At 64.8% G+C, this 25007-nt stretch carries 22 protein-coding genes and 1 tRNA gene; 12 read left to right on the forward strand and 11 right to left on the reverse strand.

The window, feature by feature from the left end; translation table 11 throughout:
• Positions 1-53: 53 nt before the first annotated feature.
• On the forward strand, positions 54-788 hold the full coding sequence (locus AC1DDS_RS03240) for a L,D-transpeptidase (protein WP_477477557.1): 735 nt from the start codon (positions 54-56) through the stop codon (positions 786-788).
• 202 nt (positions 789-990) lie between these two features.
• Positions 991-1698 (forward strand): L,D-transpeptidase, encoded by a 708-nt coding sequence (locus tag AC1DDS_RS03245; RefSeq protein ID WP_477477558.1) that lies wholly within the window; start codon positions 991-993, stop codon positions 1696-1698.
• Positions 1699-1935: 237 nt separating this feature from the next.
• Here the strand turns inward: AC1DDS_RS03245 and glcF are convergent, their stop codons facing one another.
• From glcF to AC1DDS_RS03260, 3 genes are read right to left on the reverse strand one after another with little or no spacing between them, the layout of a single operon-like run.
• Complete coding sequence (gene glcF / locus AC1DDS_RS03250; RefSeq protein WP_477477559.1) at positions 1936-3234, reverse strand: glycolate oxidase subunit GlcF; 1299 nt, start codon at positions 3232-3234, stop codon at positions 1936-1938.
• Between the two features lie 3 nt (positions 3235-3237).
• Entirely contained in the window at positions 3238-4443 is a 1206-nt protein-coding gene (locus tag AC1DDS_RS03255; RefSeq protein ID WP_477477560.1) for an FAD-binding protein, read from the reverse strand.
• Entirely contained in the window at positions 4440-5876 is a 1437-nt protein-coding gene (locus tag AC1DDS_RS03260; protein WP_477477561.1) for an FAD-linked oxidase C-terminal domain-containing protein, read from the reverse strand. Before AC1DDS_RS03260 ends, AC1DDS_RS03255 begins: the two co-directional genes overlap by 4 nt.
• A 108-nt stretch (positions 5877-5984) precedes the next feature.
• On the opposite strand from AC1DDS_RS03260, the gene AC1DDS_RS03265 reads away from it, so the two are divergent.
• A complete protein-coding gene (locus AC1DDS_RS03265; RefSeq protein WP_477477562.1) occupies positions 5985-6896 on the forward strand; it encodes a LysR family transcriptional regulator in 912 nt (303 codons plus the stop codon).
• A 3-nt stretch (positions 6897-6899) separates the two neighbouring features.
• Here the strand turns inward: AC1DDS_RS03265 and AC1DDS_RS03270 are convergent, their stop codons facing one another.
• Positions 6900-8177 carry a DUF3422 family protein gene (locus tag AC1DDS_RS03270; RefSeq protein WP_477477563.1) on the reverse strand — a complete coding sequence of 426 codons (1278 nt, stop codon included), beginning with the start codon at positions 8175-8177 and terminating at the stop codon, positions 6900-6902.
• Positions 8178-8387: 210 nt separating this feature from the next.
• Between AC1DDS_RS03270 and AC1DDS_RS03275 the strand changes: the two genes are divergently transcribed.
• The 6 genes from AC1DDS_RS03275 (at position 8388) to AC1DDS_RS03300 (ending at position 14737) form a co-directional block, all read left to right on the forward strand.
• The gene (locus AC1DDS_RS03275; RefSeq protein WP_477477564.1) at positions 8388-9218 is read left to right on the forward strand and encodes a FadR/GntR family transcriptional regulator; all 831 of its coding nucleotides are present in this window, start codon (positions 8388-8390) and stop codon (positions 9216-9218) included.
• Positions 9219-9374: 156 nt separating this feature from the next.
• The gene (locus AC1DDS_RS03280; RefSeq protein WP_477477754.1) at positions 9375-9884 is read left to right on the forward strand and encodes an NUDIX hydrolase; all 510 of its coding nucleotides are present in this window, start codon (positions 9375-9377) and stop codon (positions 9882-9884) included.
• Positions 9885-9950: 66 nt separating this feature from the next.
• Entirely contained in the window at positions 9951-11453 is a 1503-nt protein-coding gene (locus AC1DDS_RS03285) for an inorganic phosphate transporter (protein ID WP_477477565.1), read from the forward strand.
• Between the two features lie 11 nt (positions 11454-11464).
• Positions 11465-12202, forward strand: coding sequence for a 16S rRNA (uracil(1498)-N(3))-methyltransferase (locus tag AC1DDS_RS03290; protein WP_477477566.1), 738 nt, complete (start codon positions 11465-11467; stop codon positions 12200-12202).
• 160 nt (positions 12203-12362) lie between these two features.
• Entirely contained in the window at positions 12363-13736 is a 1374-nt protein-coding gene (locus tag AC1DDS_RS03295; protein WP_477477567.1) for a glutamate--cysteine ligase, read from the forward strand.
• A 152-nt stretch (positions 13737-13888) separates the two neighbouring features.
• Entirely contained in the window at positions 13889-14737 is an 849-nt protein-coding gene (locus AC1DDS_RS03300; protein WP_477477755.1) for a DUF937 domain-containing protein, read from the forward strand.
• A gap of 108 nt (positions 14738-14845) precedes the next feature.
• Here the strand turns inward: AC1DDS_RS03300 and AC1DDS_RS03305 are convergent, their stop codons facing one another.
• The gene (locus AC1DDS_RS03305) at positions 14846-15145 is read right to left on the reverse strand and encodes a YjiS-like domain-containing protein (RefSeq protein ID WP_310415245.1); all 300 of its coding nucleotides are present in this window, start codon (positions 15143-15145) and stop codon (positions 14846-14848) included.
• 276 nt (positions 15146-15421) lie between these two features.
• Between AC1DDS_RS03305 and AC1DDS_RS03310 the strand changes: the two genes are divergently transcribed.
• Complete coding sequence (locus tag AC1DDS_RS03310; RefSeq protein WP_310415248.1) at positions 15422-16375, forward strand: LysR substrate-binding domain-containing protein; 954 nt, start codon at positions 15422-15424, stop codon at positions 16373-16375.
• 93 nt (positions 16376-16468) lie between these two features.
• Here AC1DDS_RS03310 and AC1DDS_RS03315 read toward each other — a convergent pair whose 3' ends face one another.
• From AC1DDS_RS03315 to guaB, 3 genes are all read right to left on the reverse strand, one after another.
• On the reverse strand, positions 16469-17347 hold the full coding sequence (locus AC1DDS_RS03315) for a dienelactone hydrolase family protein (RefSeq protein ID WP_477477568.1): 879 nt from the start codon (positions 17345-17347) through the stop codon (positions 16469-16471).
• Positions 17348-17483: 136 nt separating this feature from the next.
• Positions 17484-18512, reverse strand: coding sequence for an alcohol dehydrogenase AdhP (gene adhP / locus AC1DDS_RS03320; protein ID WP_477477569.1), 1029 nt, complete (start codon positions 18510-18512; stop codon positions 17484-17486).
• A 258-nt stretch (positions 18513-18770) separates the two neighbouring features.
• Entirely contained in the window at positions 18771-20270 is a 1500-nt protein-coding gene (guaB, locus tag AC1DDS_RS03325; protein ID WP_477477570.1) for an IMP dehydrogenase, read from the reverse strand.
• Positions 20271-20525: 255 nt separating this feature from the next.
• On the opposite strand from guaB, the gene AC1DDS_RS03330 reads away from it, so the two are divergent.
• A complete protein-coding gene (locus tag AC1DDS_RS03330; protein WP_477477571.1) occupies positions 20526-21932 on the forward strand; it encodes a DHA2 family efflux MFS transporter permease subunit in 1407 nt (468 codons plus the stop codon).
• Between the two features lie 6 nt (positions 21933-21938).
• Here the strand turns inward: AC1DDS_RS03330 and AC1DDS_RS03335 are convergent, their stop codons facing one another.
• Genes AC1DDS_RS03335 through AC1DDS_RS03345 form a run of 3 tightly spaced genes read right to left on the reverse strand, consistent with a single transcriptional unit; the run spans position 21939 to position 24606 of the window.
• Positions 21939-22322 carry a VOC family protein gene (locus AC1DDS_RS03335; RefSeq protein WP_310415263.1) on the reverse strand — a complete coding sequence of 128 codons (384 nt, stop codon included), beginning with the start codon at positions 22320-22322 and terminating at the stop codon, positions 21939-21941.
• On the reverse strand, positions 22322-23059 hold the full coding sequence (locus AC1DDS_RS03340; protein WP_477477572.1) for an RlmE family RNA methyltransferase: 738 nt from the start codon (positions 23057-23059) through the stop codon (positions 22322-22324). Before AC1DDS_RS03340 ends, AC1DDS_RS03335 begins: the two co-directional genes overlap by 1 nt.
• Entirely contained in the window at positions 23056-24606 is a 1551-nt protein-coding gene (locus tag AC1DDS_RS03345) for a Ppx/GppA phosphatase family protein (protein WP_477477573.1), read from the reverse strand. The genes AC1DDS_RS03340 and AC1DDS_RS03345 overlap by 4 nt, the downstream gene beginning before the upstream one ends.
• A gap of 305 nt (positions 24607-24911) precedes the next feature.
• Between AC1DDS_RS03345 and AC1DDS_RS03350 the strand changes: the two genes are divergently transcribed.
• Positions 24912-24985: transfer RNA gene (locus AC1DDS_RS03350), tRNA-Gln, on the forward strand.
• The last annotated feature ends 22 nt before the right edge of the window (positions 24986-25007 follow it).

Genomic DNA, 25007 nt, shown 5'->3' on the forward strand with positions numbered 1-25007 from the left:
CCCATTCGGGTGACGGCACCATCATGTCCGGCGAAAGGTTGAGAGTACGCCCGATGTTGAAAAAATCCCTTCTGCTTTCCGCAAGCCTTCTTTGCGCCATTCCGGTGGCTGAGGCGAGCGACCGCTACGCCACCCGGCCGCCGGTGGTCGTCAGCCCCGACCTGACCGCTCCCTGGGTGATGCAACTGACCGGACAGGGTATCCGGCCGGCCGTAACGACGCGCAGGACCGACACGCGCCCGTCGGCACAGCAGAAACGGTTCGTGCATCCGAACACAGCCGGCGTGCAGCTTGCCGCGGTGAACGGCGGGCAGCCGGCCACGCGCCAGATCGATCCGATGTACCTGCCGCAGATCGTCGACTACGAAAGCACCCACAAGGCCGGTACGATCGTCATCGACACCAACAATCGCTTCCTCTACCTGGTTCTCGATGGCGGCAAGGCCCGGCGCTACGGCGTCGGCGTCGGCAAGCCCGGCTTCGAATGGGCCGGCACGCACAAGGTTACCTCCAAGAGGGAATGGCCGAGCTGGACGCCGCCAAAGGAAATGATCGCGCGCGAGGCCGCCAAGGGCCACTACCTGCCCGACTTCATGGAGGGTGGCCCTGCCAACCCGCTCGGTTCGCGCGCCATGTATCTCGGCTCGACGCTCTACCGCATCCACGGAACCAATGCCCCCTGGACGATCGGCTACGGGGTCTCCTCCGGCTGCATCCGCATGCGCAACGAGGACGTGGTCGACCTCTACGAGCGCGTCAATGTCGGCACCAAGGTCATCGTGATCTGAGCGCATCCGCGCAAGCATCAAGGGTTGAAAGCTCGGCGGCGGCAGCAATCATGCCGCCGTTTTGCTGTGTGCCGTGCGCAACAGTGACGGCGTTACTGACACCCCATTGGCTTAACAGGCTCTTTACCATACGCTTGACCGCTTGAAATGCGACGAAACTTCGCTAGCTTCCGCGGCACTTCGGGAGCGAGAGGGAATCCACATGACGAAACTCGTGCACATGCTGCTGGCGGCGGGCGTCGCGCTCGCATCCGTCCTGCCGGCCGCATCCGCGAACGCCTTCACCGCTGGATCGGCCGGTATGCCGAATGTGGCGTCCACCGACATCGTCAGGGTGGCGCAACAAAAACCGGTCGCGCAAAAGTACCATCGACGCATGGTGCGCCTGGTGACGGACGAACCCCCGGGCACGATCATCGTCGATACCAACAACAAGTTCCTCTATCTCGTCGAAAGCAAGAACCGGGCGATCCGCTACGGCATCGGCGTCGGCCGCGAGGGATTCGGCTGGTCGGGCGTCGTCAAGGTCGGCCGCAAGGCCGAGTGGCCGGGCTGGACGCCGCCGCCGGAGATGGTCATCCGCGAGCGCAAGAAGGGCCGGATCCTGCCCCCCTACATGGAGGGCGGCATCAACAACCCGCTCGGCGCCCGCGCGCTCTATCTCTACAGCAAGGCCGGCAACGACACGGCGTTCCGCATCCATGGCACCAACGAGCCCTGGTCGATCGGCCTCAACATGTCGTCCGGCTGCATCCGCATGATGAACAAGGACGTCGAGCATCTTTACGAGCGCGCTAACCTGGGCGCAAAGGTGGTCGTCGTCGGCCCCGGCAACAAGCAGGGCAAGGTCAGCTACGACGACCGCGGCGTCGACGTGCTGCGGACGATCTTCGGCACCTTCGGCGGGTAAGCAAACTCCTCCGTCATGCCGGCCCCTGAGCCGGCATCCAGCGCGCTCAAGTCCTTGAGCGCCAAAAGAGTCTTTGGCGCCGCAGACGCGGCGCTGCTGGACCCCGGATCAAGTCCGGGGAGACGGGAAGAGAGTTGAGCCGAGAAGCGAAACCGCCCGTCAAACTGACGACGCGTGACCTGACGATCCCGCGCCCCCTTCATTCGGACTTTGCGACGCCCCTGGCGGGGCGCCTCCTTACGCCAGCATCGCCGGCTTTACCCCGCCATAGGCCCAGTCCAGCAGCTCGACCGTGTGCAGGATCGGCACGTCGGTGCCCGTGGCGATCTGGGTGATGCAGCCGATGTTGCCGGTGGCGATCACGTCCGGCTTCGTCGCCTCCAGGTTCTTCACCTTGCGCGCCTTCAATTTCTCGGAGATTTCCGGCTGCAGGATGTTGTAGGTGCCGGCGGAGCCGCAGCACAGGTGCCCTTCGGCCGGTTCGCGCACGGTGAAGCCCGCGTTCTTCAGGAGCGTCTTCGGCAGCGTGGTGATCTTCTGGCCGTGCTGCATCGAACAGGCGGAGTGATAGGTCACGGTGACACGCTTCGTCTCCTGATGCGGCAGGTCGAGGGTGGCGAGATACTCCGTCACGTCCTTGGCGAGCGCGGAGACATGCGCAGCCTTCTCCGCGTAAGCCGGGTCGAGCCTGAGCATGAAGCCGTAGTCCTTGATGGTCGTGCCGCAGCCGGACGCGGTGATGACGATCGCGTCGAGCCCACCGCGTTCGATCTCGCGAAGCCAGATGTCGACGTTGCGGCGTGCCGCCTCGAGCGCCTGCTCCTCGCGGCCCATGTGGTGAACGAGCGAGCCGCAGCAAACCTCGCCGGCCGGCGCCACGACCTCGACGCCGAGGCGGGTCAGGAGCCGGATCGTCGCTTCGTTGATCTCCGGCTTCAGCACCGGCTGCGCGCAGCCGGACAGGATCGCGATCCGACCGCGTTTCGTTCCTGTGGCCGGATGCGTGCCGGGCCGGGCGCTCGGCGACGGCTTCGGCACATGCCGGGGCGCCAGGGCCAGCATGGCAGCGAAGGGCTCCAGCCCCTTCACCCGCTTGAAGACGCCGGCGAACGGTCGGCCGAGAGCGGCGGCGCGCAGCGCCAGCCGAAAGCGCCGCGGATAGGGCAGCACGGCCGCGAGCAGGTTGCGGGTCACCCGATCCCAGAACGGGCGCCGATAGGTGTTTTCGATGTGCATGCGGGCGTGGTCGACCAGATGCATGTAGTCGACGCCGGAGGGGCAGGTGGTCATGCAGGAGAGACACGACAGGCAGCGGTCGATGTGGGTCACGACCTGCTCGTCAGCCGGCCGGCCGTTCTCCAGCATGTCCTTGATCAGGTAAATGCGACCGCGCGGGCTGTCGAGCTCGTTGCCGAGCGTCACGTAGGTCGGACAGGTGGCGGTGCAGAATCCGCAATGGACGCACTTGCGCAAGATCGTCTCGGATGCCGCGACATGCGGATCGGCAAGCTGCTCGGCGGTGAAATTGGTCTGCATCGTCTACGCCTCGCCTGCAGATGCGCCGGAGAATATCCCCGCCGGATCGAACTTTTCCTTGATCCGCGCGCTCAAGAGCTCGATCGCTTCGGCTTGCGGCTGCAAGACAGGCGTCGCTGCCAGCACGGTCGGCGCGGCGCGCATCAGCGTGGCGTGCCCGCCGCCGAGCGCCTTGATGTAGCGGCGCACCAGTTCCGCCTCGGGATCGGCCTCCATGCGCAACCACACCAAGCCGCCCTGCCAGTCGAAATAGGCATCGACGCCCGTCTCGAGGCGAAGCGCTGCGACAAGCTGGTGGCCTGCCGTCGGCGCGACGGAGACGCGCCACAGCGGGCGGGCGGTGCCGTCGGCATAGGGGTGGACGTCACGGATCTCACGCCAGAGCAGAGCTGTGTCTTCGGCGCTAAGGGACGAGATCGCGCCGAACGACGCCAACGCCGCCTGCAGCTTTTCGGCGCGCACCGCGACGGAGGCGGCCAGGCCCTCGAGCCGCAGCACCGTCGCCGCCCCGTCCGGCAGACGGCCGCCAACGAACCGTCCGCAGACGCTTTCGGGAAGGTGTGCCGCGCCGGAGACTTCCACCGACATCGACATCGCCGTTGCCATTGCGGCTGCGGCCTCCGCGTCGTTCAGGCCGGAGACGACGATCGTGGCCGCCGTTTCCGGAACAGGCAGCAGCCGGAACGTCACCTCCGTCAGGAAGGCGAGCGTGCCACGCGAGCCCGCGAGCAGCTTCGTCAGGTCCAGGCCGGTGACGTTCTTCATCACACGCCCGCCCGCCTTGACGACCTCGCCGGTGCCATTGACGAAGCGGACGCCGAGAAGGCTGTCGCGCGCCGCACCGGCGACGAAGCGGCGCGGACCGGAGGCATTGGTCGCAAAAACCCCGCCGATCGTCGGAATTCCACCCGTGCCGAGCACCGGCCGCAGGTCGAGCGGCTCGAAGGACAGCATCTGCCGCCTTTCGGCAAGGGCCGCGGCGACCTCGTCGAGCGGCGTGCCGGATTTCGCGGTCATGGTCATCTCGGCCGGATTGTAGGCGACGATGCCGGAGAGACCGGCCGACGACAGCACGTCCCGGCCCGCCGGGCCGGGCAAAAGCGTGCGAGTGCCGCCACCACGGATTTCGAGTGTCGAGGACGAAGCCTTGGCAGCGCGGATGATCCGGGAGGCGGCCTCCTCGGACAGGGGATCATGAATCATGGTCATGCGGCCGGTCGCCCCTCCAGCGGGAAGACTTTCGAGGGATTGAGGATCCACTGCGGATCGAAGGCTGCACGCACGCCCATCTGCTGGACCAGGTCGGCCTCGCTGTACTGGTGGCGCATCAGGTCGCGCTTCTCGATGCCGACACCGTGCTCGCCGGTGAGGCAGCCGCCGGCGTCGACGCAAAGCTTGAGGATCTCGTTGCCGGCTGCCTCCGCGCGGGCCGCATCCTCGGGGTCGTTGGCATTGAAAAGGATGAGCGGATGCATGTTGCCGTCGCCGGCGTGGAAGACGTTGGCGACGCGCAGCCCGTGGTGGGCGACGATCTCGGCGGTGCCGCGCAGGACGTTCGACAACTGGCTGAGCGGCACGGTTCCGTCCATGCAGATGTAGTCGGCGATCCGCCCCGTCGCGCCGAATGCGGACTTGCGGCCTTTCCAGATCAGTGCCGCCTGCGTGGCCGACTGGCTTTCCTTGACGACCTTGACGCCATGGCGGCGGGCGATCGTGATGATGCTCTCCAGCATGCCGTCCATCTCGGCCTCGGAGCCCTCGACCTCGACGATCAAAAGCGCCTCGACGTCCATCGGATATCCGGCCTGGGCAAAGGCCTCGCAGATCTCGATCGCCGGCTTGTCCATGAATTCGATTGCGACCGGGATGATGCCCGCGCCGATAATGTCGGCGACACAGGCACCGGCCTCCTCGGAACTGTCGAAGCCGAACAGGACCGGCCGGGCCCCCTCGGGCTTGGCGATCAGCCGCACCGTCGCCTCGGTGACGACGCCAAGCTGGCCCTCGGAGCCGCAGACGAGGCCGAGCAGGTCAAGGCCCGGCGCGTCCAGCGCCTTGCCGCCGAGCTCGATCACCGTGCCGTCGACCAGCACCATCTTCACGCCGAGCAGATTGTTGGTCGTGACGCCGTATTTCAGGCAATGCGCGCCGCCGGAGTTCATGCCGATGTTGCCGCCAATCGTGCAGGCGAGTTGCGAGCTCGGGTCAGGGGCATAGAAATAGCCGTCGGCGGAGACGGCGTCGGAAATGGCAAGGTTGGTCACCCCGGCCTGGACGGTGGCGGTGCGGTTCGCATAGTCGACCTCCAGGATGCGCGACATCTTGGAAAGCCCCAGGACGACGGCGTCCTCCTGCGGGATCGCGCCGCCCGACAACGATGTCCCCGCGCCGCGCGGAACGACGGGAATGCCGTAGCGATGGCAGTATTTCAGGACGGCGGCGACCTGAGCGGTCGTCTCCGGCAGCGCCACGGCCAGCGGCACGCGACGATAGGAGACGAAGGCGTCGGTCTCGAAGGGCACGAGCGCACGCGGCTCATGCACCAGGCACCCCTCCGGCAACAGATCCAGAAGGTCTTCGACGATCTCGCTCCGCCGCGACAACACCGCGGGCTTCGGCGGCAGAAAGCCGATCTGCTCCATATTTGAGATCTCCAAATCGGGCAAAATGGTATTTTTTGTTTACCACTTTGCCGGAGGGCAGGCAAATGCTAAGCATTTTTTCCGCTAGGACGAAAATGGATAACATTTATGACGAACCTGGGCGATCTGGAAATTTTCTCGCGCGTGGTCACGACCGGCAGCATGTCCGCCGCCGGCCGGGCGCTCGGGCTCTCGCCCGCCGTCGTTTCAAAGCGTATCAAGCGCCTGGAGGAACGGCTCGGCACGCGGCTCTTGCAGCGCACGACCCGGCAGATCTCGCTGACGGAAGCCGGGCAAGGCTTCCACGCGCGCATCCTCGGCATCCTCGCCGGCATCGAGGAGGCGGAAGCCTTTGTGTCCGGCCGCGCCGGTGCCATGCGCGGCGTCTTGCGGATCTCCGCCCCGACCTCCTTCGGGCGGCTGCACATCGCGCCGCATCTGATGCCCTTCATGGAGGCCAATCCGGAACTGACCGTCAATCTCGTGCTGACGGATGACTTCTCCGACATCGTCGGCGAGGCGTTCGACCTAGCGATCCGCATCGGCGAATTGGAGGACTCTTCGCTGGTGGCCCGCCGTCTCGCCCCGGTGCGGCGCGTGCTCACCGCTTCGCCTGGCTATCTCAAACGCCGCGGCGCGCCAGTTACAATCGCCGACCTGGCGCAACACACCTGCCTGCCGCCGCACAACCAGGATGTCTGGCGGCTAGAGGGTCCGGAGGGTGCAGTGGCCTATCGGCCGCAGGGCACGCTGATCACCAACTCGAGTGAGGTCGTGCGTGAGGCGGTGATCGCCGGCATGGGAATCGCGCTGCGCTCGACCTGGGACATCGGCCCGGAACTACGGGACGGCCGGCTGGTACAGGTGCTGTCGCAGTACGAAGGTTCGCGCAACGTCGTGCTTTCGGCGATCTACGCCAGTCGCCAGTTCCTTCCGGCCAAGGTCCGCGTCTTCATCGACTACCTCGCCGACCTCTATGGACCGACACCGTACTGGGAGCATGACCAGGCACCCGGCTGATGCTCAGTGCGCGTCCTCTTCGGCGTGCCGACGCCGGATCGCCCGCACCAGCAGCCACATGCCAAGGACGACGACCGGTACGGAGAGGCCCGTCAGTGTTTCCGGCTTGACCGGCAGCCCGAGGCCGTTCGCGGCCTTGGCGAGATAGCCGAACAGGCCGACAACATAGTAGGAGATCGCCGCGACCGACAATCCTTCAACGGTCTGCTGCAGGCGGAGTTGCAGCTTGGCGCGCCGGTCCATCGAATTGAGCAGGCCGCTGTTCAATTGCTCCAGTTCCACGTCGATCCAGCTGCGCAGGAGCGCTGTCGCGCGCGCGAGCTTGCGTGACAGGTTCGCCTGCCGCTCCTCGACGGACTGGCAGGTGCGCATGGCCGGCGCCAGCCGCCGTTCCAGGAAGAAACCGAGCGTCTCGTAGCCGGGAATCGCCGTTTCCGCCAGCGTCCGGATGCGCTCCTGCACGATGCCGTAGTAGGCACGGCTGGCGCCGAAGCGATAGAGGCTAAGCGCGGCGTTGGCCTCGAGTTCGGCGGCAAGGCGCGTGATCTCGGACAGCATCTGATCGGCCTCGTCGCGGGCATGCTGTTTCATGCGCTGCGTCACAGCCGTCAAACCGTCCTCGATGCGGCGGATCTCCGGCGACAATGACTGGGCGAGCGGCAGCCCCATCATCGCCAGCGTCCGGTAGGTCTCGATATCGAGCAGGCGCTGCACCAGTGCGCCGCGCCCGGCTTCGGTCATGCCGCGGTCGATCACGAGGATCTGCGTCAGCCCGTCGCCGTTCTGTCGGAAGTCGGTGAGGATGACCGCCTGCCCGTCCTTGACCTCGCTGTAGCAAAGGCTTGTCGGGTCGAAATTGCCGATCGCGTCCCGCGTCTGCGGCGTGTCCGGGCGGATCTCCAGGCGGACGCCGGAGATCAGCGTACCCGGCGGCGAAAAACTATCGCCGAACGGGTGGACGGGAACGACGTCGCCAAACTTCTCCGGCACCGGGCAGTCCCAGAAATAGGTCGAGAACTCGGTATGACGCTCCCAACGCAGCGTCCCCTGCCCCCAACTCATCGCATGGTGGCTGGCGTCGCGCGCCGGCGGCGAAACCCCGCGCGTACGGGAGAGGTCGGAAAGCACCGCGTGATCGACGCCGGTGCCACCCTCGGTCAGGAACGCGAGCTGAAAAATGACGCGCGGCGACGGCACCAGCGCGTAGGGCCTGGCGTGTATCTCCCCGAGCGCCTGCGCCCGGGCCGCAGCGGTCGGAAAGGCAAAGCTTCCATTGGTCATGCCTGCATCGTCCCCCTCGTGATGCATTTATCTTGGCTTGTTTAGCAAAAGACAATTGCCGGAAAAAACGGCGCATTGACGCAGGCAGTTGAAAATCTGCCCCATCCACAAGTCTCTATCGGTCGCGCCCCGTCCTTGCTCGCAATCGCATCGATCATCGGGCAGGGTCGCCCGCCCGCCTACCCTCGTGGACAAGTTTATTGACCAGTGATGGCGGACTGTTATCCTTCGGCCATGGAAAGCCTGCCTGCCGACACGCCCTTCGACCTGTTCGCCCGCGTCAGCCACAGCCGTACGGCAGACGAGGTCGTCCGCCAGATCGAACTGCTTCTGCTCGAAGGAGTCCTGCGCGACGGCGACCGGCTGCCGGGCGAGCGAGAGCTTTCGAAGCGGCTCGACGTGTCGCGACCGATCCTGCGCGAGGCCCTGAAGGAACTGGAGGCCCGCGGCCTTCTCGTCAGCCATCATGGCGGCGGCACCTATGTCGCCGATATCATCGGCCAGGTCTTCTCCAGGCCGGTGGTCGACCTGATCGCCCGCCACCGGCGCGCCACGATCGATTTTCTCGAATACCGCCGCGCGCTCGAGGGGATCACCGCCGAACTCGCCGCCCAGCGGGCAACGGCCTATGACAGGCAGGCGTTGAAAACCATTCTGGAGGACATGCGGAAAGCCCACGCAAGTGGTCGCTTCGAGGACGAGCTTGCCGCCGACGTGAACCTGCACAACGCGATCGGCGAGGCTGCACACAACATCATCCTGCTGCATACGCTGCGGGCCTGCTACCGGTTGCTCGAGCAGGGGATTTTCTTCCACCGGCATCTGGTGTTCGCTTCGGACAAAGCCCGTGGCGACCTGCTCGATCAGCATGAGGCGATCTGCGTCGCCATCCTTAACGCCGATCCCGTCATGGCAAAAGCGGCTGCACAGGCCCATATAGACTATATCGACAGCGCCATCCGCGAGGCGGAACGCACAGGCGAGTGGCAGCGCATTTCACAACTGCGGATGCAGCACCGCTCCGCTGTCAAGAGCGATTAGGGTCCAGGTTCCACCGCGTAATTGCCGCTTTTCACGGCTATCGGCAGGATCAGCGATGGCGCAGCCGTTTACAGTGGTACAAATGCGCCCATACTCCACAGACACCTGTCCAAAACGAATCAGCCTCGGAACCGGCTGGAAGGAATGAAGAAGAGATTGAATATCCTCACCCGAATTGCCAGCGACGTGCGACTGATGCTCCGGCGGCCGGCCCGGATTCAGTACGCCGCGCTGTGCTTCCGATTCAGGAAGAAGCGGGGCGAGATTGAGGTCCTCCTCATCACCAGCCGTGATACCGGACGCTGGGTTATACCGAAAGGCTGGCCGATGGAGGGGCGGCCGTCCTATGCCGTCGCCGAGCGCGAGGCCTATGAGGAGGCCGGCGTCAAGGGCAAGGTGCACAAGGAACCGATCGGCCACTATATGTATCAGAAAGGCCTTCCCCAGGGGCTGAAGGTTCGTTGCAAGGTCCAGGTCTATTCGCTGGAAGTGCACGAACTTTCCAAGAACTTTCCCGAAAAGGGAGAACGCCGCCTGGAATGGGTCAGTTGCTCCGAGGCCGCCGCACGCGTTGCCGAACCCGGCTTGAGGAAACTGTTCCTGGCCTTCGAACAAAGCTGGCTAGCCCCGCACCAGCCTGTTCAGGCAAAAAATGCGCACGCCTGAAGATCCCGCCATATTGCTCTCGTTGTGCTGAGGCAGTAGTGCCACGGTAACCCCTGGAGCAACCGGATGGACAATACCCCCACGCGGCTGGGCAAGCCGACGCTTGACAAGGATCTCGACAAGCTGACACGCCTCGAGGAGGCGACGAATTTCATTTCCCGAGGCCTGCTCGCCCCCGGCATCGGTCTGATCTTCCTCGCGCTTGCCATGATCGTCGCCGGCGCCTTCGTGATCGACCGTCCTGGTGCTGCCGTCATCGTCGCCGCCGCAGCACTTGCCGCCTACATGGCCATGAACATCGGCGCCAACGACGTCACCAACAACGTCAGCCCGGCGGTCGGCTCGCGCGCCCTGTCGATGGCCGCGGCCCTCGCCATCGCTGCCGTCTTCGAGACGCTGGGCGCCATGCTTGCGGGCGGCGACGTGGTCTCGACGATTTCGGAGGGAATTGTCGCTCCGTCGTCGATGCCGCCGGATACGCTGATCCGCGCCATGCTGGCCGCGCTGCTTTCCGCCGCGGTGTGGATCAACGCCGCCACCTGGCTCGGCGCGCCGGTCTCGACGACACATGCGATCGTCGGCGCTGTGATGGGCGCCGGTATCGCCGCCGCCGGCACAGATTCGGTCGACTGGAAACTCATGTCGGGTATCGCCACGAGCTGGGTCGCCTCCCCCCTGCTCGGCGGCATGATTGCGGCCCTGCTCCTCTTCTTCATCAAGGAGACGATCGTCTATCGCGACGACAAGATCGCCGCGGCGCGCCGCTGGGTGCCGGTGTTGATCGGGCTGATGAGCGGCAGCTTCACGGCCTATCTCCTGATCAGCCCGCTGGAACATCTGCTCGATATCGGCTTCGGCACGAGCGTCCTGCTCGGCTTGATAGCAGGCGCCTTGACCTATGCGGCAAGCCTTCCCTTCATCGCGCGGCAATCGATCGGCCTTGAAAACCGCAACCAGTCGCTGCGCAGGCTCTTCCGGATTCCGCTGATCATTTCGGCAGCCCTGCTCTCCTTCGCCCATGGTGCGAACGACGTGGCCAACGCAGTCGGCCCACTTGCCGCGATCGTCCATGCGGCGCAGACGGCACAGGGCGGCTTTGATGCCATCGTGCCGCAGTGGGTGATGCTGATCGGTGCGCTTGGCATCTCGATCGGGCTGCTGCTGTTCGGGCCGAAGCTCATCGAGCTCGTCGGCAAGGACATCACCAAGCTCAACCCGATGCGGGCCTATTGCGTAGCGCTGTCGGCGGCGGTGACGGTCCTCGTCGCCTCGGCGTTCGGCATGCCGGTCAGCTCGACCCACATTGCCGTCGGCTCCGTCTTCGGCGTCGGGTTCTTCCGCGAATGGTACACGCGCAATTCGAGACGCCGCCTGGAGTACATCCGCAAGCGTGGCGGCATCATCGACCTTGAGGAACTGGAGGATCGCAACCCCGACGAGATTCGCCGGCGCCGCCTGGTGCGACGCTCGCATTTCATGACCATCGTCGCGGCGTGGATCATCACCGTACCGCTCACCGCGATGGCCGCCGCCATCCTCTTCAGTCTTCTCAACGGCTTGTTCGGCTGACAGGGATCACAATGCGCGCCAACTACCGCATGCAACGCCTCTTCGTCGAAGCTGACCTGTCCGCAGGGGCGGCGTTCGAGGCCGCGAAAGATCAGTTTCACTATCTTGCCAACGTGCTGCGGGCGGAAGATGGCTCGGAGGTCCTCGCCTTCAACGGTCGCGACGGCGAGTGGCGGGCCCAGCTCTCCTACCCGACCCGCAAGCGTCTGCTTCTTACCCCGGTGGAACAGACGCGGCCGCAGCCCGCACCGAGCGATCTGCACTATCTCTTCGCGCCGTTGAAGGTCGGCCGTCTTGACTATCTCGTGCAGAAGGCCGTGGAGATGGGCGCGGGCCTGCTGCAGCCGGTCATGACGCAGCACGTGCAAGGCAAGATTTCCAGCCTGGACCGGATCGAGGCGAACGTGATCGAGGCCGCGGAGCAGTGCGGCATTCTCGCCATCCCGCAGGTCTCGGCACCCCGGCGGCTGGATGAACTGCTGCAGGACTGGCCGCAGGATAGACGCATCCTATTTTGCGATGAGGGACATGGCAGCCAAAATCCGCTGCCCGCGCTCAATGCGGTACGGGAGAACAAGCTGGCGCTTCTGGTCGGTCCGGAAGGCGGCTTTTCCGACGGCGAGCGGACAATCTTGCGCAACCTGCCATTCGTAACGCCGATCCCGCTCGGCCCCCGCATCCTCAGGGCGGACACCGCTGCGGTCGCGGCCCTGGCCATCATCCAGGCCACGATTGGTGACTGGAAATAGCCAGTTCGAGCTGCTGCGACATTGCCTGCGCCAAGGACGACCTTTCCGTTTTTTTGATGGCATCTTGAAAGAAATTCGCTTGCGCCGCACATAAATACGGTCCAAGCACCCTCCACTTGCCCGGCCACTCGGCCGGTGCCCACCTGACAAGAAGATGCCCATGGCCCGTGATACCACCGACCAGACGCCGGTCCGCTCGACAGCGGACATGACCGAATACCTCGCCTCCGGCTGCAAGCCGAAGGACGCGTTTCGCATCGGCACGGAGCATGAGAAGTTTGCATTCTTCACCGCCGACAACGGCCCGGTTCCCTATTTCGGCGAGCGCAGCATCTCCGCGCTGCTGACCGGCATGCAGGCCAAGAGCGGCTGGGACCCGATCATGGACGGCGACAACATCATCGGGCTTGCCGGCCCGGCCGGCGCCGGCGCGATCTCCCTGGAACCGGGCGGCCAGTTCGAGCTGTCCGGCGCGCCGCTGGAGAACATCCACGAGACCTGCAAGGAATCGAACCAGCATCTTTCGACGTTGCGCGAAGTCGCCGAACCGCTCGGTATCCGGTTCCTCGGCATGGGCGGCAGCCCAAAGTGGTCGCTCGCCGAGACCCCCCGCATGCCGAAGTCGCGCTATGAGATTATGACGCGCTACATGCCAAAAGTCGGTTCGCACGGCCTCGACATGATGTACCGCACCTGCACGATCCAGGTGAACCTCGACTTCTCCTCCGAAGCCGACATGCGCCGCAAGATGCAGGTGTCGCTGAAGCTCCAGTCGCTCGCGACCGCCTTCTTCGCCTCCTCCCCCTTCACCGAGGGCAAGCCGAACGGCCTTCTTTCGTGGCGCGGCGATATCTGGCGCGATACGGACAACAATCGTGCCGGTCTGATCCCCTTTGCCTTCGACGCCGACTTCGGTTTCGAGCGCTATGTCGAATGGGCACTGGACGTGCCAATGTACTTCGTCGTGCGCGACGGCAAGTACCACGACTGTACGCACATCACCTTCCGCCAGTTCATGGCCGGGGCGCTCAGGGGCGAGATCGCTGACTGGGAGCCCAACATCGGCGACTGGACCAACCATCTTTCGACGCTCTTCCCGGACGTGCGCCTCAAGCGCTTCCTGGAGATGCGCGGCGCCGACGGCGGCCCCTGGCGCCGCATCTGCGCGCTGCCGGCCTTCTGGGTGGGGCTGCTCTACGATGACACAGCCCTTTCGGCCGCCGAAGACCTGACGCGCGACTGGACGGTCGAGGAGGTCGCCACTCTCCGCGACGCAGTCCCCTCGCAGGGCCTCGATGCAAGACACCGCGGCGCGACGCTCTGGGACGTCGGCCGCGAGGTGCTGTCGATCGCTCGTTCCGGACTTGTCGCGCGCGGCAGGGTCAACGGCGATGGTGTGGACGAGTCGGTGTTCCTTGCACCGCTGGAAGAGGTCCTGGCCAAGAAGTCGACGCTCGCAGAGGACATGCTGGCGCTCTACAATGGCCGCTGGAACCGGTCCGTCGAACCGGTCTTCACCGACTACCAGTACTGATCGCCCGCAGCCGTCTCGGCAAGAAAGCGGTTTTCGTCCCGCATATTCCCGTTATAGTGCGAGAGACATGCTCCCGCGCAAGCCACGGTGCACAACGCCGGGTGGGTGCGTGCCGCATGGGAATGCCCGCACCAATGACGAAAGGACCGGCGATGATCCCGCTTTACGACTTGATGCTGCAGGCACAGAACGGCGGCGCGCTGGATGTGATGGCAAAGCAGTTCGGACTGGCGCAGAAACAGGCGAACGACGCCATCACGGCGCTGATGCCGGCCTTCTCGGAAGGGCTGAAGCGCAGCGCCGCCAATCCCTATGATTTCGGTTCGTTTCTCAAGGCCCTCTATTCGGGTGACTATGCCAAATATTTCGATGACATGACCAAGGCCTTCACGCCGAGCGGCATCGCGGAAGGCAACGACCTGCTCGGCCAGTTTTTCGGCTCGAAGGATGTGTCGCGCGCAGTCGCCGCGCAAGCGGCGCAAATGACCGGTATCGGCCAGGAGATCTACAAGCAGATGTTGCCGGTGGTCGCCAGCACGCTGATGGGTGGCTTGTTCAAGCAGTCGGTCGCGCCCTTCTTCGCTGCCACCCAACAGGACTCGGACAACCCCTTCGCCGCTGCCACGCGGCAGTGGATGGAGGCGACCGGCATGGCAAAGAAGCCGGAGCCGCAGACCAATCCCTTCAACAATCCCTTCACCCAGGCCTTCTTCGGCACCGGTTCCGACAAGAAGCCGGCCGAAAATCCCTTCCTCGACAATCCTTTCGCCAAAGCCTTTACCGACATGATGACGGGCATGAGCGGAACATCGGCCGAAGCGCCCGCCGCGGACAAGGCGGGGACACCGGCCGCTTCGCTGACGCAACTGGTGACGACCATGTTCGACGCCGGGATCGAGATGCAGAAGGATTACCAGAAGAGCATCGAAAGCATCTTCGACACGATGAGCAAGGCATCGTCGATGGGGTCGCCAGCGGAACCGGGCAAAAAGCCGGATTGACTTGCTGAGCACATCGCAAAGAAAAAGCCCGGCGGGACCTGGGAGGGTCGCGCGCCGGGCAAGCGGCAGGGTTATTGGCTCTCACCCTGCGGGGAAGCTGGGAGCGCCCTAGTCGGGACGGCCGCTCCGCAAATGTCTACGGGCGCGGTCACGCGCCGTGATCGTCAGGTGCATGTCGGGATCGGCCCAGTAATAGGAGGAGATAAGCGCATTGCGCACGTCCTCCCGCCGCAGCCCGATATCGAGCAACATGTGATCGTCGAGATCATGAAGTCGATTGAGCGCCGAACGGTTTCGCCAGGTGCGCACGATCCGGGTCGCGGACATACGAAGGCCGGCAAGAACGGACGCAACGGGCGAGCGATAGCTGGCAACCCCGTGACCAAATTGGCTTTCAATCATGCGCATGGCATTTCTCCTTTCCGGCAAGGCGCATCGCCTCACTCGGCGGAAAACTGCGCGCACAGCCATATTCGTTTCGCCAATCGGGACGACTGGCGGTCAAAATCTCTTCAGTACTTCAAAATAATCTCGCCGCCCCACAGGACTACGTGAGACAGAAGGTCAAAATGAAAGGCCGGCAGCGCGACAATTCACTTTGTGGCTCTTTGTCGCAGATAGACATTGATCAGTCCAACGAATGTTTTTAATAGTATCAATCAAACCCTCTTATGGAATGTCGCCATGTCCGCCCCGCTAGACATCGATCAGCTCCAGACTTTCGTCGCAATCGCCGACACCGGCTCCTTCACCAGGGCTGCTGAGAGGGTTTTCAAGACCCAGTCCGCGGTTTCGATGCAGATGCGACGCCTCGAAGAACGCATCGGCAAGCAGTTGTTCATGAAGGACGGGCGCGGCAACCGGCTGACGGCGGAAGGCGAGCGGCTCTTGAACTTCGCCCGGCGGATGATCCGCCTGAACAACGAGGCGATCGCCGCCTTCGACGACAACCGCCTCGAGGGCACGCTGCGGATCGGAACACCCGACGACTATGCCGACCGCTACATGCCCGAGATCATCATGCGGTTCGCCAAGACGCATCCGAACGTGGAGCTCTATATCGTCTGCGAACCCTCGGTCGATCTCGCCGAGAAGATGGGCAAGGGCGAGCTCGACATCGCGCTCGTCACCCACAACCCGCGCCAGCGCCAGTCCGACGTCGTCCGGACCGAGCCGCTCTGCTGGGTCATGTCGGCCAACCATCCGCTGCCGGAAAACGCGCCGGTGCCGCTTGCGGTCGGCCGGCGGGACTGCCAGTGGCGGCAGGTCGCCTGTGCCGCGCTCGACTCCGTCGGCCGGGACTACCAGGTGCTGTTCACGAGTTGGTCCTCGACCGTCGTCGCCGCCGCCGTGATGGCCGGCATGGCGGTTTCGGTCCTGCCGGAGTCGGCGCTGAGACCGGGCATGAAGGTACTGACCCAGGCGGACGGCTTCCCGCCGCTCGCGCCCGTACAGATCGGCATCATGAAACGGCCGGGACTGTCGCCGTCACTGATGAATGCGATCACCAGCCACATCACCGCCTGCCTCGACAACATCTCGCCGCTCGCCGTCAACGACGACCTGCCGGAGGCCGACGTCAAGCAGTTCCCGCGGCTGCAGCGGCTGCGGCCCGGGCACCTGATGCCGGGGTGGTGAGGACGGGGCCAGTAATGCGTCTGCCCCCTGCCGCCAAGAAAGACCTGTCCAACTTGTCCTCGGCTGCGCAGAAAAGCGCGGTACGTCTGCTCGTCAGGCCAGGTTCTTCTTGAGAAATTCGACCGTCCGCTTCCATGCAAGCTCCGCGGCCGCCTTATCGTAGCGGGCGGCGGAGGTATCGTTGTTGAAGGCATGGTTGACGCCGTCGTAGATGAAGATCTCGAAGGTCTTGCCGTTGTCCTCGAGCGCCTTCCTGTAGGCATCGAGACCGGCATTGATCCGCTGGTCAAGCCCGGCGTAGTGCAGCATTACTGCCGCCTTGATGTTCGGCACGGCTTCGGCCGGCGGTTGCGCGCCGTAGTAGGCGACGACGGCGTTCAAGTTCGGGTCGGCGACCGCCAGCTGGTTGACCAGTCCGCCGCCCCAGCAGAAGCCGACGGAGCCGACCTTGCCATTCACCCGGTCGAGCTTGGAAAGATAGGAGACCGTCGCCACGGCATTGTCGACGGTAGCCTCGCGATCGAGATTGCCGATCATCTCGCGCGCCTTGTCCTCGTCGGCCGGCGTGCCGCCATCGGGCGACAGGAAATCGGGGGCCAGCGCCACGAACCCCTCCAGCGCCATGCGGCGCGCCACGTCGCGGATATGCGGGTTGAGGCCGCGGTTCTCGTGGATGACGACGACACCGCCAAGCTGACCCTGCGCGTCCTTCGGCCAGGCGATATACCCCTTCATCTGGCCCTTCGGCGCGGCGAAGGACACCTCCTCCGTCGTCAGCCGGCGGTCGCCTTCCGCGACCATCTGGGCGCTGGCACTGTTGGCGGCAAGCAGCGGCGCGATGGCGGCAGCTCCCGCGGCAGACCCGGCAAGCGCCGTCAGCCGCGCCATGAAGCGGCGGCGGTCAAGAGACAGGTGGGTGTACTCGTCATAGGCGTCGATCATCGCCTGCGTAATCTTCGGCGTCCGCTCCATGATGTCTTCTCCCGCGTTTCCTTGCGCCCCTCGGTTGGGCGCTCGCGCGAAAGAATATGCCAACGCGGAACAATGTCCGAGCAACACCTCCTCACGGTGGCGTGATCCACGGCGCGCGCCGGCCCCACCGGCGCGGTCAACCGTTCAAATCGAGCACGATGCGGCCGTCGATCTTGCCGGCTTCCATGCGCTTGAAGATGTCGTTGATGTTTTCGATCTTGTCCCAGGAGAAATGCGCGGCGACCTTGCCGTCGCCGGCAAATTCAAGCGATTCCTCCAAATCCTGCCGGGTGCCGACGATGGAGCCGCGCACGGTGATGCGCTTCAAGACGGTGTCGAACACGGGAAGCGAGATGAAGCCCGGCGGCAGACCGACGAGCGACATCGTCCCCTTGGAGCGCAGGAAGCCGTAGGCCTGTTCCATGGCCTTAGGCGACACCGCCGTGACCAGTGCACCGTGCGCGCCGCCGATCTCTTTCTGGACCTTCTCGATCGCATCTGCCTTGCGCGCATCGACAATCATGTCGGCACCGAGCTTTTCGGCCAGCGCCAGCTTGTCCTCGAAGATGTCGGAGGCCACGACATTCATGCCCATGGCCTTTGCATACTGCACGGCCATGTGACCGAGCCCGCCGATCCCGGAGACGACCACCCACTCTCCGGGCTTGACCTCGGTTTCCTTCAGTCCCTTGTACACGGTGACGCCGGCGCAGAGGACGGGGGCAGCAGGACCGAATTCGAGATTGTCAGGCAAGCGGCCGACAAAGGCCGGGTCGGCGAGCCCGTACTGCGCAAAGGTGCCATTGACGGAATAGCCGGTGTTCTGCTGCTCGGCGCACAGCGTCTCCCAGCCGGTGTTGCAATAGCTACAGCTGCGGCAGGCCGTATGCAGCCAGGGCACGCCGACGCGGTCGCCTTCCTTGATGCGCTTGACCTTTGAGCCGAGCTTGGCGACGAAACCCACGCCCTCGTGACCGGGTATGAACGGCGGCTTCGGCTTGACGGGCCAATCGCCGTTGGCCGCATGCAGGTCGGTGTGGCAAACGCCGGTCGCCTCATACTTGACGAGGATCTGATCGGGACCCGGTTCGGGAATGTCCGTCTCTTCGATCGTCAGCGGCTTGCCGAACTCCCGCACGATCGCGGCCTTCATCGTCTTTGCCATTGCAGGTCTCCTTGGGCTTGCACGCTTGTCCCGGCAATCGGTAGAAGCGCAGGCAGGTTCCAATAGTGACGACGTGTTTCTGGTGCGGGCGGGTGGCATGAGCCGCCACACCGGGCGCGCGTGAAAGATTATGAGCAATGCGGACGAATTGGAAGTTGACCGAGGTCAACCGACTTACGCCGGTCGCACAAATTGATACGGCGGCCGCCGATGTGATCGACGACCGCCGCTTTGCGTTTAAATCAACCGTGTAGCCGCTCAGCCCATGGCGCCCGGATAGTTCGGGCTTTCGCGGGTGATCGTGACGTCGTGGGCGTGGCTTTCGCGCAGGCCCGCCCCGGAAATGCGCACGAACGTCGCCTTCTCCTGGAAGTCCTTGATGTCGCGGCCGCCGACATAGCCCATCGACGCCTTCAGGCCGCCGGCGAGCTGGTGCAGGACGCCCGAGACCGGGCCCTTGTAGGGCACCTGGCCTTCGACGCCTTCCGGCACGAGCTTCAGCGTGTCGCGAACCTCGGCCTGGAAGTAGCGGTCGGCCGAGCCGCGCGCCATCGCGCCGACCGAACCCATGCCGCGATAGGCCTTGAAGGAGCGGCCCTGGTAGAGGAACACCTCGCCCGGGCTTTCATCCGTGCCGGCGAGAAGCGAGCCGACCATGCAGGCCGAGGCGCCGGCGGCGATCGCCTTGGCAAGGTCGCCGGAAAACTTGATGCCGCCGTCGGCGATGACCGGAACATCGGCATCGCGCGCGGCAGCGACCGCCGCCATGATCGCGGCGAGCTGCGGAACGCCGACGCCGGCGACAATGCGGGTCGTGCAGATCGAGCCCGGGCCGATGCCGACCTTGACCGCGTCCGCCCCCGCGTCGATCAGCGCCTTCGTGCCGTCGACGGTCGCGACGTTGCCGGCCATGATGCGGACGGCGTTGGAGAGCTTCTTCACCTGCGCCACGGCATCGAGAACACGCTGCGAATGGCCGTGCGCCGTATCGACCACCAAAAGGTCGACGCCGGCGTCGATCAGGCGCTCTGCCCGTTCGAGGCCATCGTCGCCGACCGAGATCGCCGCGGCGGCGCGAAGGCGGCCCTGCGCGTCCTTCGAGGCGTTCGGATTGAGCTGCGACTTCTCCATGTCCTTGACCGTGATCAGGCCGACGCAGCGCCCGTCGGCATCGACGACAAGAAGCTTTTCAATGCGATGCTTGTGGAGGAGACGCTTGGCTTCCTGCTGCTCGACATTCTCCTTGACCGTGACGAGGTTCTCCCGCGTCATCAGTTCGTAGATCTTCTGCTTCTGATCCGAGGCGAAGCGGACATCGCGGTTCGTCAGGATGCCGACGAGGCGGCCGGCGACACCCTTAGTGCCGTTCTCGACCACCGGGATGCCGGAAATGCCGTGCGCCTTCATCAGCGACAGCGCATCGGCGAGCGTGGCGTCCGGACCGATCGTCACGGGATTGACCACCATGCCGCTTTCGAACTTCTTGACCTGCCGGACCTCCTCCGCCTGCTCGATCGGAGTGAGATTGCGGTGGATCACGCCGAGGCCGCCCGCCTGGGCCATGGCGATCGCCAGCCGCGCCTCGGTGACCGTGTCCATCGCCGACGAGAGGATCGGCAGGTTGAGGTCGAAATCCCTGGCGATGCGGGTGGCGATGTTCGTCTGACCCGGCATGACCTCCGAGTGACCCGGCTGCAGCAGCACGTCGTCGAAGGTGAGTGCTTCCAGTCCCGTTGCGGTTTCTACGATGCGTGCCATGGCCAATCCCTTCGGTGTAATAGGCTGCGGGCCAAGGGAACGCTTGGGAACGGTCCACCTGGTCGCTTGCAAGATAAGTCTTGGAAGTTGGCGAGGGCTCGTAACACGTTCATGACGGATTGGAAATAGCAAAATGGCCGGATTGAGTTTGACAGAGGCTCGAAGCAGGCGCAAAAGGCTGACGACTGACGGGCGGCGATGTACCGAGGCCCTTTTGACCGCACCTTCTCCCCATATCGATCCGCGGCGTATCGCATGAACCGTATCGTCCCTCTCATCCTTGCCGTCGCGCTTTTCATGGAGCAGATGGATTCGACGGTCATCGCCACCTCGCTTCCGGCAATTGCGCATGATCTCGGTGTCGGGCCGATCACGCTTAAGCTGGCGTTGACGGCCTACATGGTGTCGCTGGCGATCTTCATCCCCCTTTCCGGCTGGATGGCGGATCGCTTCGGCGCCAAACGCATCTTCCGGCTGGCGATTCTCGTCTTTATTTTCGGTTCCATCCTCTGCGCGGTGTCGAACAGCCTGGTGGCCTTTGTCGTCTCGCGCTTCATCCAGGGCATGGGCGGGGCAATGATGACGCCGGTGGCGCGGCTGGTGCTCGTGCGCAGCACATCGCGCAGCGAACTCGTCTCGGCCATGGCGATGCTGACGATCCCGGCCCTCGTCGGCCCGCTCGCCGGACCGCCGCTCGGTGGCTTCATCACCACCTATTTCGCCTGGCACTGGATCTTTCTCATCAACGTGCCGGTCGGCATCGTCGGATACGTGTTGTCCGGCATTTACCTGCCGGACATCCAGTCAGCCCCGCCTGCGCCACTGGACATCAAGGGCTTTTTGCTTGGCGCCGTCGCCGCGGGCGGGACGATGTTCGGTCTCTCGGTCATCAGCCTGCCGGCGCTTCCGCCGGAGATCGGTCTCGCCGCGACGACAGTCGGGCTCCTCTCCGGCTGGCTCTATGTGCGCCATGCCAGGCGTCACCCGGCGCCGCTCCTGGATTTGGCCCTCTTCCGGGACGGCGCGTTTCGGGCTGCTGCGATCGGCGGGACGCTGTTTCGGCTCTCGGTCGGCGCGATCCCCTTCCTGATGCCGCTGATGCTGCAGGTCGGTTTCGGCCTTTCGCCATTCCAGTCCGGGCTTATCACCTTCACCGGCGCGGTCGGCGCCATTACGACGAAATTCCTCGCCAAGCGGGTGCTGACCTTCGCCGGTTTCCGCACGACGCTGATCGTCGCCACCGTCGCCGGCGCCGTGCTCACCGCCGTCAACAGCCTCTTTACGCCGGACACATCGGTGGCGCTGATCTCCTTCGTGCTGCTCCTGGCCGGCTTCGCGCGCTCGTTCTTCTTCACCAGCGTCAACGCCCTGTCGTTTGCAGACATTGCCGACAAGGACGCCAGCAAGGCGACCTCGATGAGCGCGGTGCTGCAGCAGATGAGCCTGGCGCTCGGTGTTGCGATCGCCGGTACGATCCTGGAGGTCGAGACGATGCTGACGGGCACGCAGCTCCAACTGCGCGACTTCCATATCGCTTTCATGATCATCGCAGTGCTGACACTCATCGCCCTCGTGCCGTTCCTGACCATGGCACGCAATGCCGGCGCCTCGGTCTCGGGCCACCGGATCGCGACGAAGGAAGAGACCGTGGCGATTAAGTAGACGACATTACTCGGGGCGCTCGCAAACGATCGACAGCTTGTTTCCGTCGAGATCGCGCACGAAGGCGGCATAAAAATCGGCATGGTACGGCCGGATGCCCGGCGCACCCTCGTCCGTTCCACCGTTTGCCAGTGCGGCGGCGTGGAATGCGTCCACCGCAGCCCGGCTTGGCGCGTCGAGGGCGACCGTCACCCCATTGCCGAACGTCGCCGGTTCGCGGTTGAACGGCTCGACCACCCAGAAACGGCAGCGCACGTCCTCGTCCGCACCGTAGCCGATCTCGCCCCCGGCCTGTTTCTGGCGTCGATAGCCGAGCAGCGGCAGGATCGCGTCATAGAACCTGCCGGCCCGTTCGAGGTCGTTCGTGCCGACGGTCACATAGAGCAGCATCAGGCTTCCTCGTCCGCCTCGGCTTCCGCCCCCGCCCCCGATTTGCCGCGTCCCTTGAAGCCCTTGGCAAGCAGGAACATCTCGACCGATTCGGCGCGCGAGGCCGCCGGCTTGACATGAATGACCTGCCGGAAATTCTGCTTGAGCATGTTCAGCAGGTCGCGCTCGGTGCCGCCCTGGAACGTCTTCGCCAGGAAGTGGCCGCCCTCGGCCAGCACCTCGACGGCGAAGTACGCGGCGACCTCGCACAGGTGCATGGTGCGCAGATGGTCGGTCTGGCGATGGCCGGTGGTCGGTGCTGCCATGTCGGAGAGGACGAGGTCGGGCGTGCCGCCGATCGCCTCCATCAGCTTCTCGGGCGCCTCCGGATCAAGGAAATCCATCTGCAGGATCTTCACGCCCGGCAGCGGGTCCACCTCGAGAAAATCGATGGCCGCGACGCGGGGATCCGCGTCGGTCGAGTTCGTCACCTTGGCGGCGATCTGCGACCAGCTTCCCGGCGCGGCCCCCAGGTCGATGATGCGCCTGGCGCCTTCGAGGATCTTGTGTTTCTCGTCGATCTCCAGAAGCTTGAAGGCGGCGCGCGCGCGATAGCCCTCGAGCCGCGCGCGCTGTACGTACGGGTCGTTGATGTGACGCTCGATCCAGCGCCGCGACGACGCCTTGAGCTTGCCCTTCTTCACCTTCTGGCCGAGCTTGCGGCCGGAGCGATTGCCGCCGACAGGGGGCTTGGTCATTTTTCTCGTCCTTCCGATCGGCCGGATTGGCTGCGGTTCGGCCGGCGGTGGCGGCCGCGTCGCCAGACCCCGTCATCGGCCATCATGTCGGTCAAAAGGCCCTCGCGCAGGCCGCGGTCGGCGACGCGCATGCGGGTCGAGGGCCAGCGGTTGCGGATGGCCTCGAGAATGGCGCAGCCGGCCAGAACCAGATCGGCCCGGTCCGGACCGATGCACGGATTGGCGGCCCGCGCGGAGAAATCCCACGACAGCAGCCGCGCCTGCATGGCGGTCACCTCCGCATCGGAGAGCCACACGCCGTCCACCTGGCGCCGGTCGTAGCGCGGTAGGTCGAGATGCACGCCTGCGAGCGTGGTGACGGTCCCGGACGTTCCGATCAGATGGAAGTCCTCAGGTGCATGGGCGCCGTGCGCCGCGCAGTCGAAATCGGCAAGCATCGCCTCGACTTCCCTGACCATGGCCGCGAAGCTCTCGGGCGTGACGTCGCGGCCGCCATGGCGTTCCGACAGCGTCACGACGCCGACCGGAAGCGATGTCCAGTGGGTGATGTGATTGGCAAGCCGGCTGGAACGATTTTCGCCTATGCGGATCACGGCGATTTCTGACGAGCCGCCGCCGATATCGAACAGGACGACCGATTTCGCCTCACGCCCGACCAGCGAGGAGCAGCCGGAAACGGCAAGCCGCGCTTCCGTCTCCCGGTTGATGATCTCGAGCTCCAGGCCGGTTTCCGACCGGACGCGATTGAGAAAGGCCTCGCCGTTCTCCGCCCGCCGGCAGGCCTCGGTGGCGATCAACCGGCTGCGGCGGATGTTGCGGCTCTTCAGCTTGCCCGCGCAGATCTTCAGCGCCTCGACCGATCGGTCCATCGCCTCGTCCGACAGCCGGCCACTTGCGGCGAGCCCCTCGCCGAGCCGCACGATTCGCGAGAAGGCGTCGACGACGCGGAACTGCCCGGGACGGGTGGGCTGCGCGATCAGCAGCCGGCAATTGTTCGTGCCGAGATCAAGCGCGGCATAGAGCGACGTGTCGTTCGGCTCACCGCGCGTTCCGCTGACCGTCGAAGGCTGGCCTCCGTTGCGACCGGCTGTTGGCGGCACCGGCTGGCGCGCAATCGACGTCGGTACGGACTTCAGCGACGACCCGACAACCTCGGGCGGCCGTTCCGAACTCTTCAACGGGCGGCCCTGCAGGCCGCGCTGGTGATGGGGCTGGCGGCTCGAATGGCCCTGCCCGGACCGCTCCGAAACGGCTTGCGCGGGAGACCCGGCCTCGGCCGCTGCCGGCGTGTTGGCTTGGCCGCCACCCTTGCCGCGGCGCCGACGTTTGCGCCTGCGGACGGCATCGCCGTCTTTGGTGACGGATTGGGGGCGAGTTTCCAGGCCGCTGTGGCTGGAATCGTGGCCCGGGGAAAGGGAACCGCCAGACGGACCTTGGGCCCGTTTTGCCTTTCCCTTGCGGCGGCGCGACCGCTTCGGTCTTGCCGGTCCACCCGTGGCCTGCCCCCCGGAAACGGACGGCCGTTGGCCGTGGTCGGGGTCGTTCACGTGTCTGCCTATCGCGCCGCGCAAAGCCCTGTCGAGCTGCAGCAGGCGCTCTCTCGATTTTTCGTTGCCGTGACCTTACCAGCGCGGACCGTTTTGGACAATTGCTTTTGTGCGCCGGCAAAATCCCATGCTTTCGTGGCCACAACGGCCGATCCATCGAGCGCGGTGGAACCAATCGCACGCAGGTCAAGAATGACGGGCTTGGATGTCCCACAAAAAAAATCGAGAACCCTATTTGCATCTTCGAGGCTTTTGGTTATAAGCCCGCCTCACAGGCGCCGGCCACCTTGGTCGAAGCCAGCTGGTGGGGAATAGGTTAACGGTAGACCCACGGACTCTGACTCCGTTAGTCCTGGTTCGAATCCAGGTTCCCCAGCCAATCTCCTCCTAACTCACTGAAA

This window comes from Mycoplana sp. 10N416, from assembly GCF_056394765.1.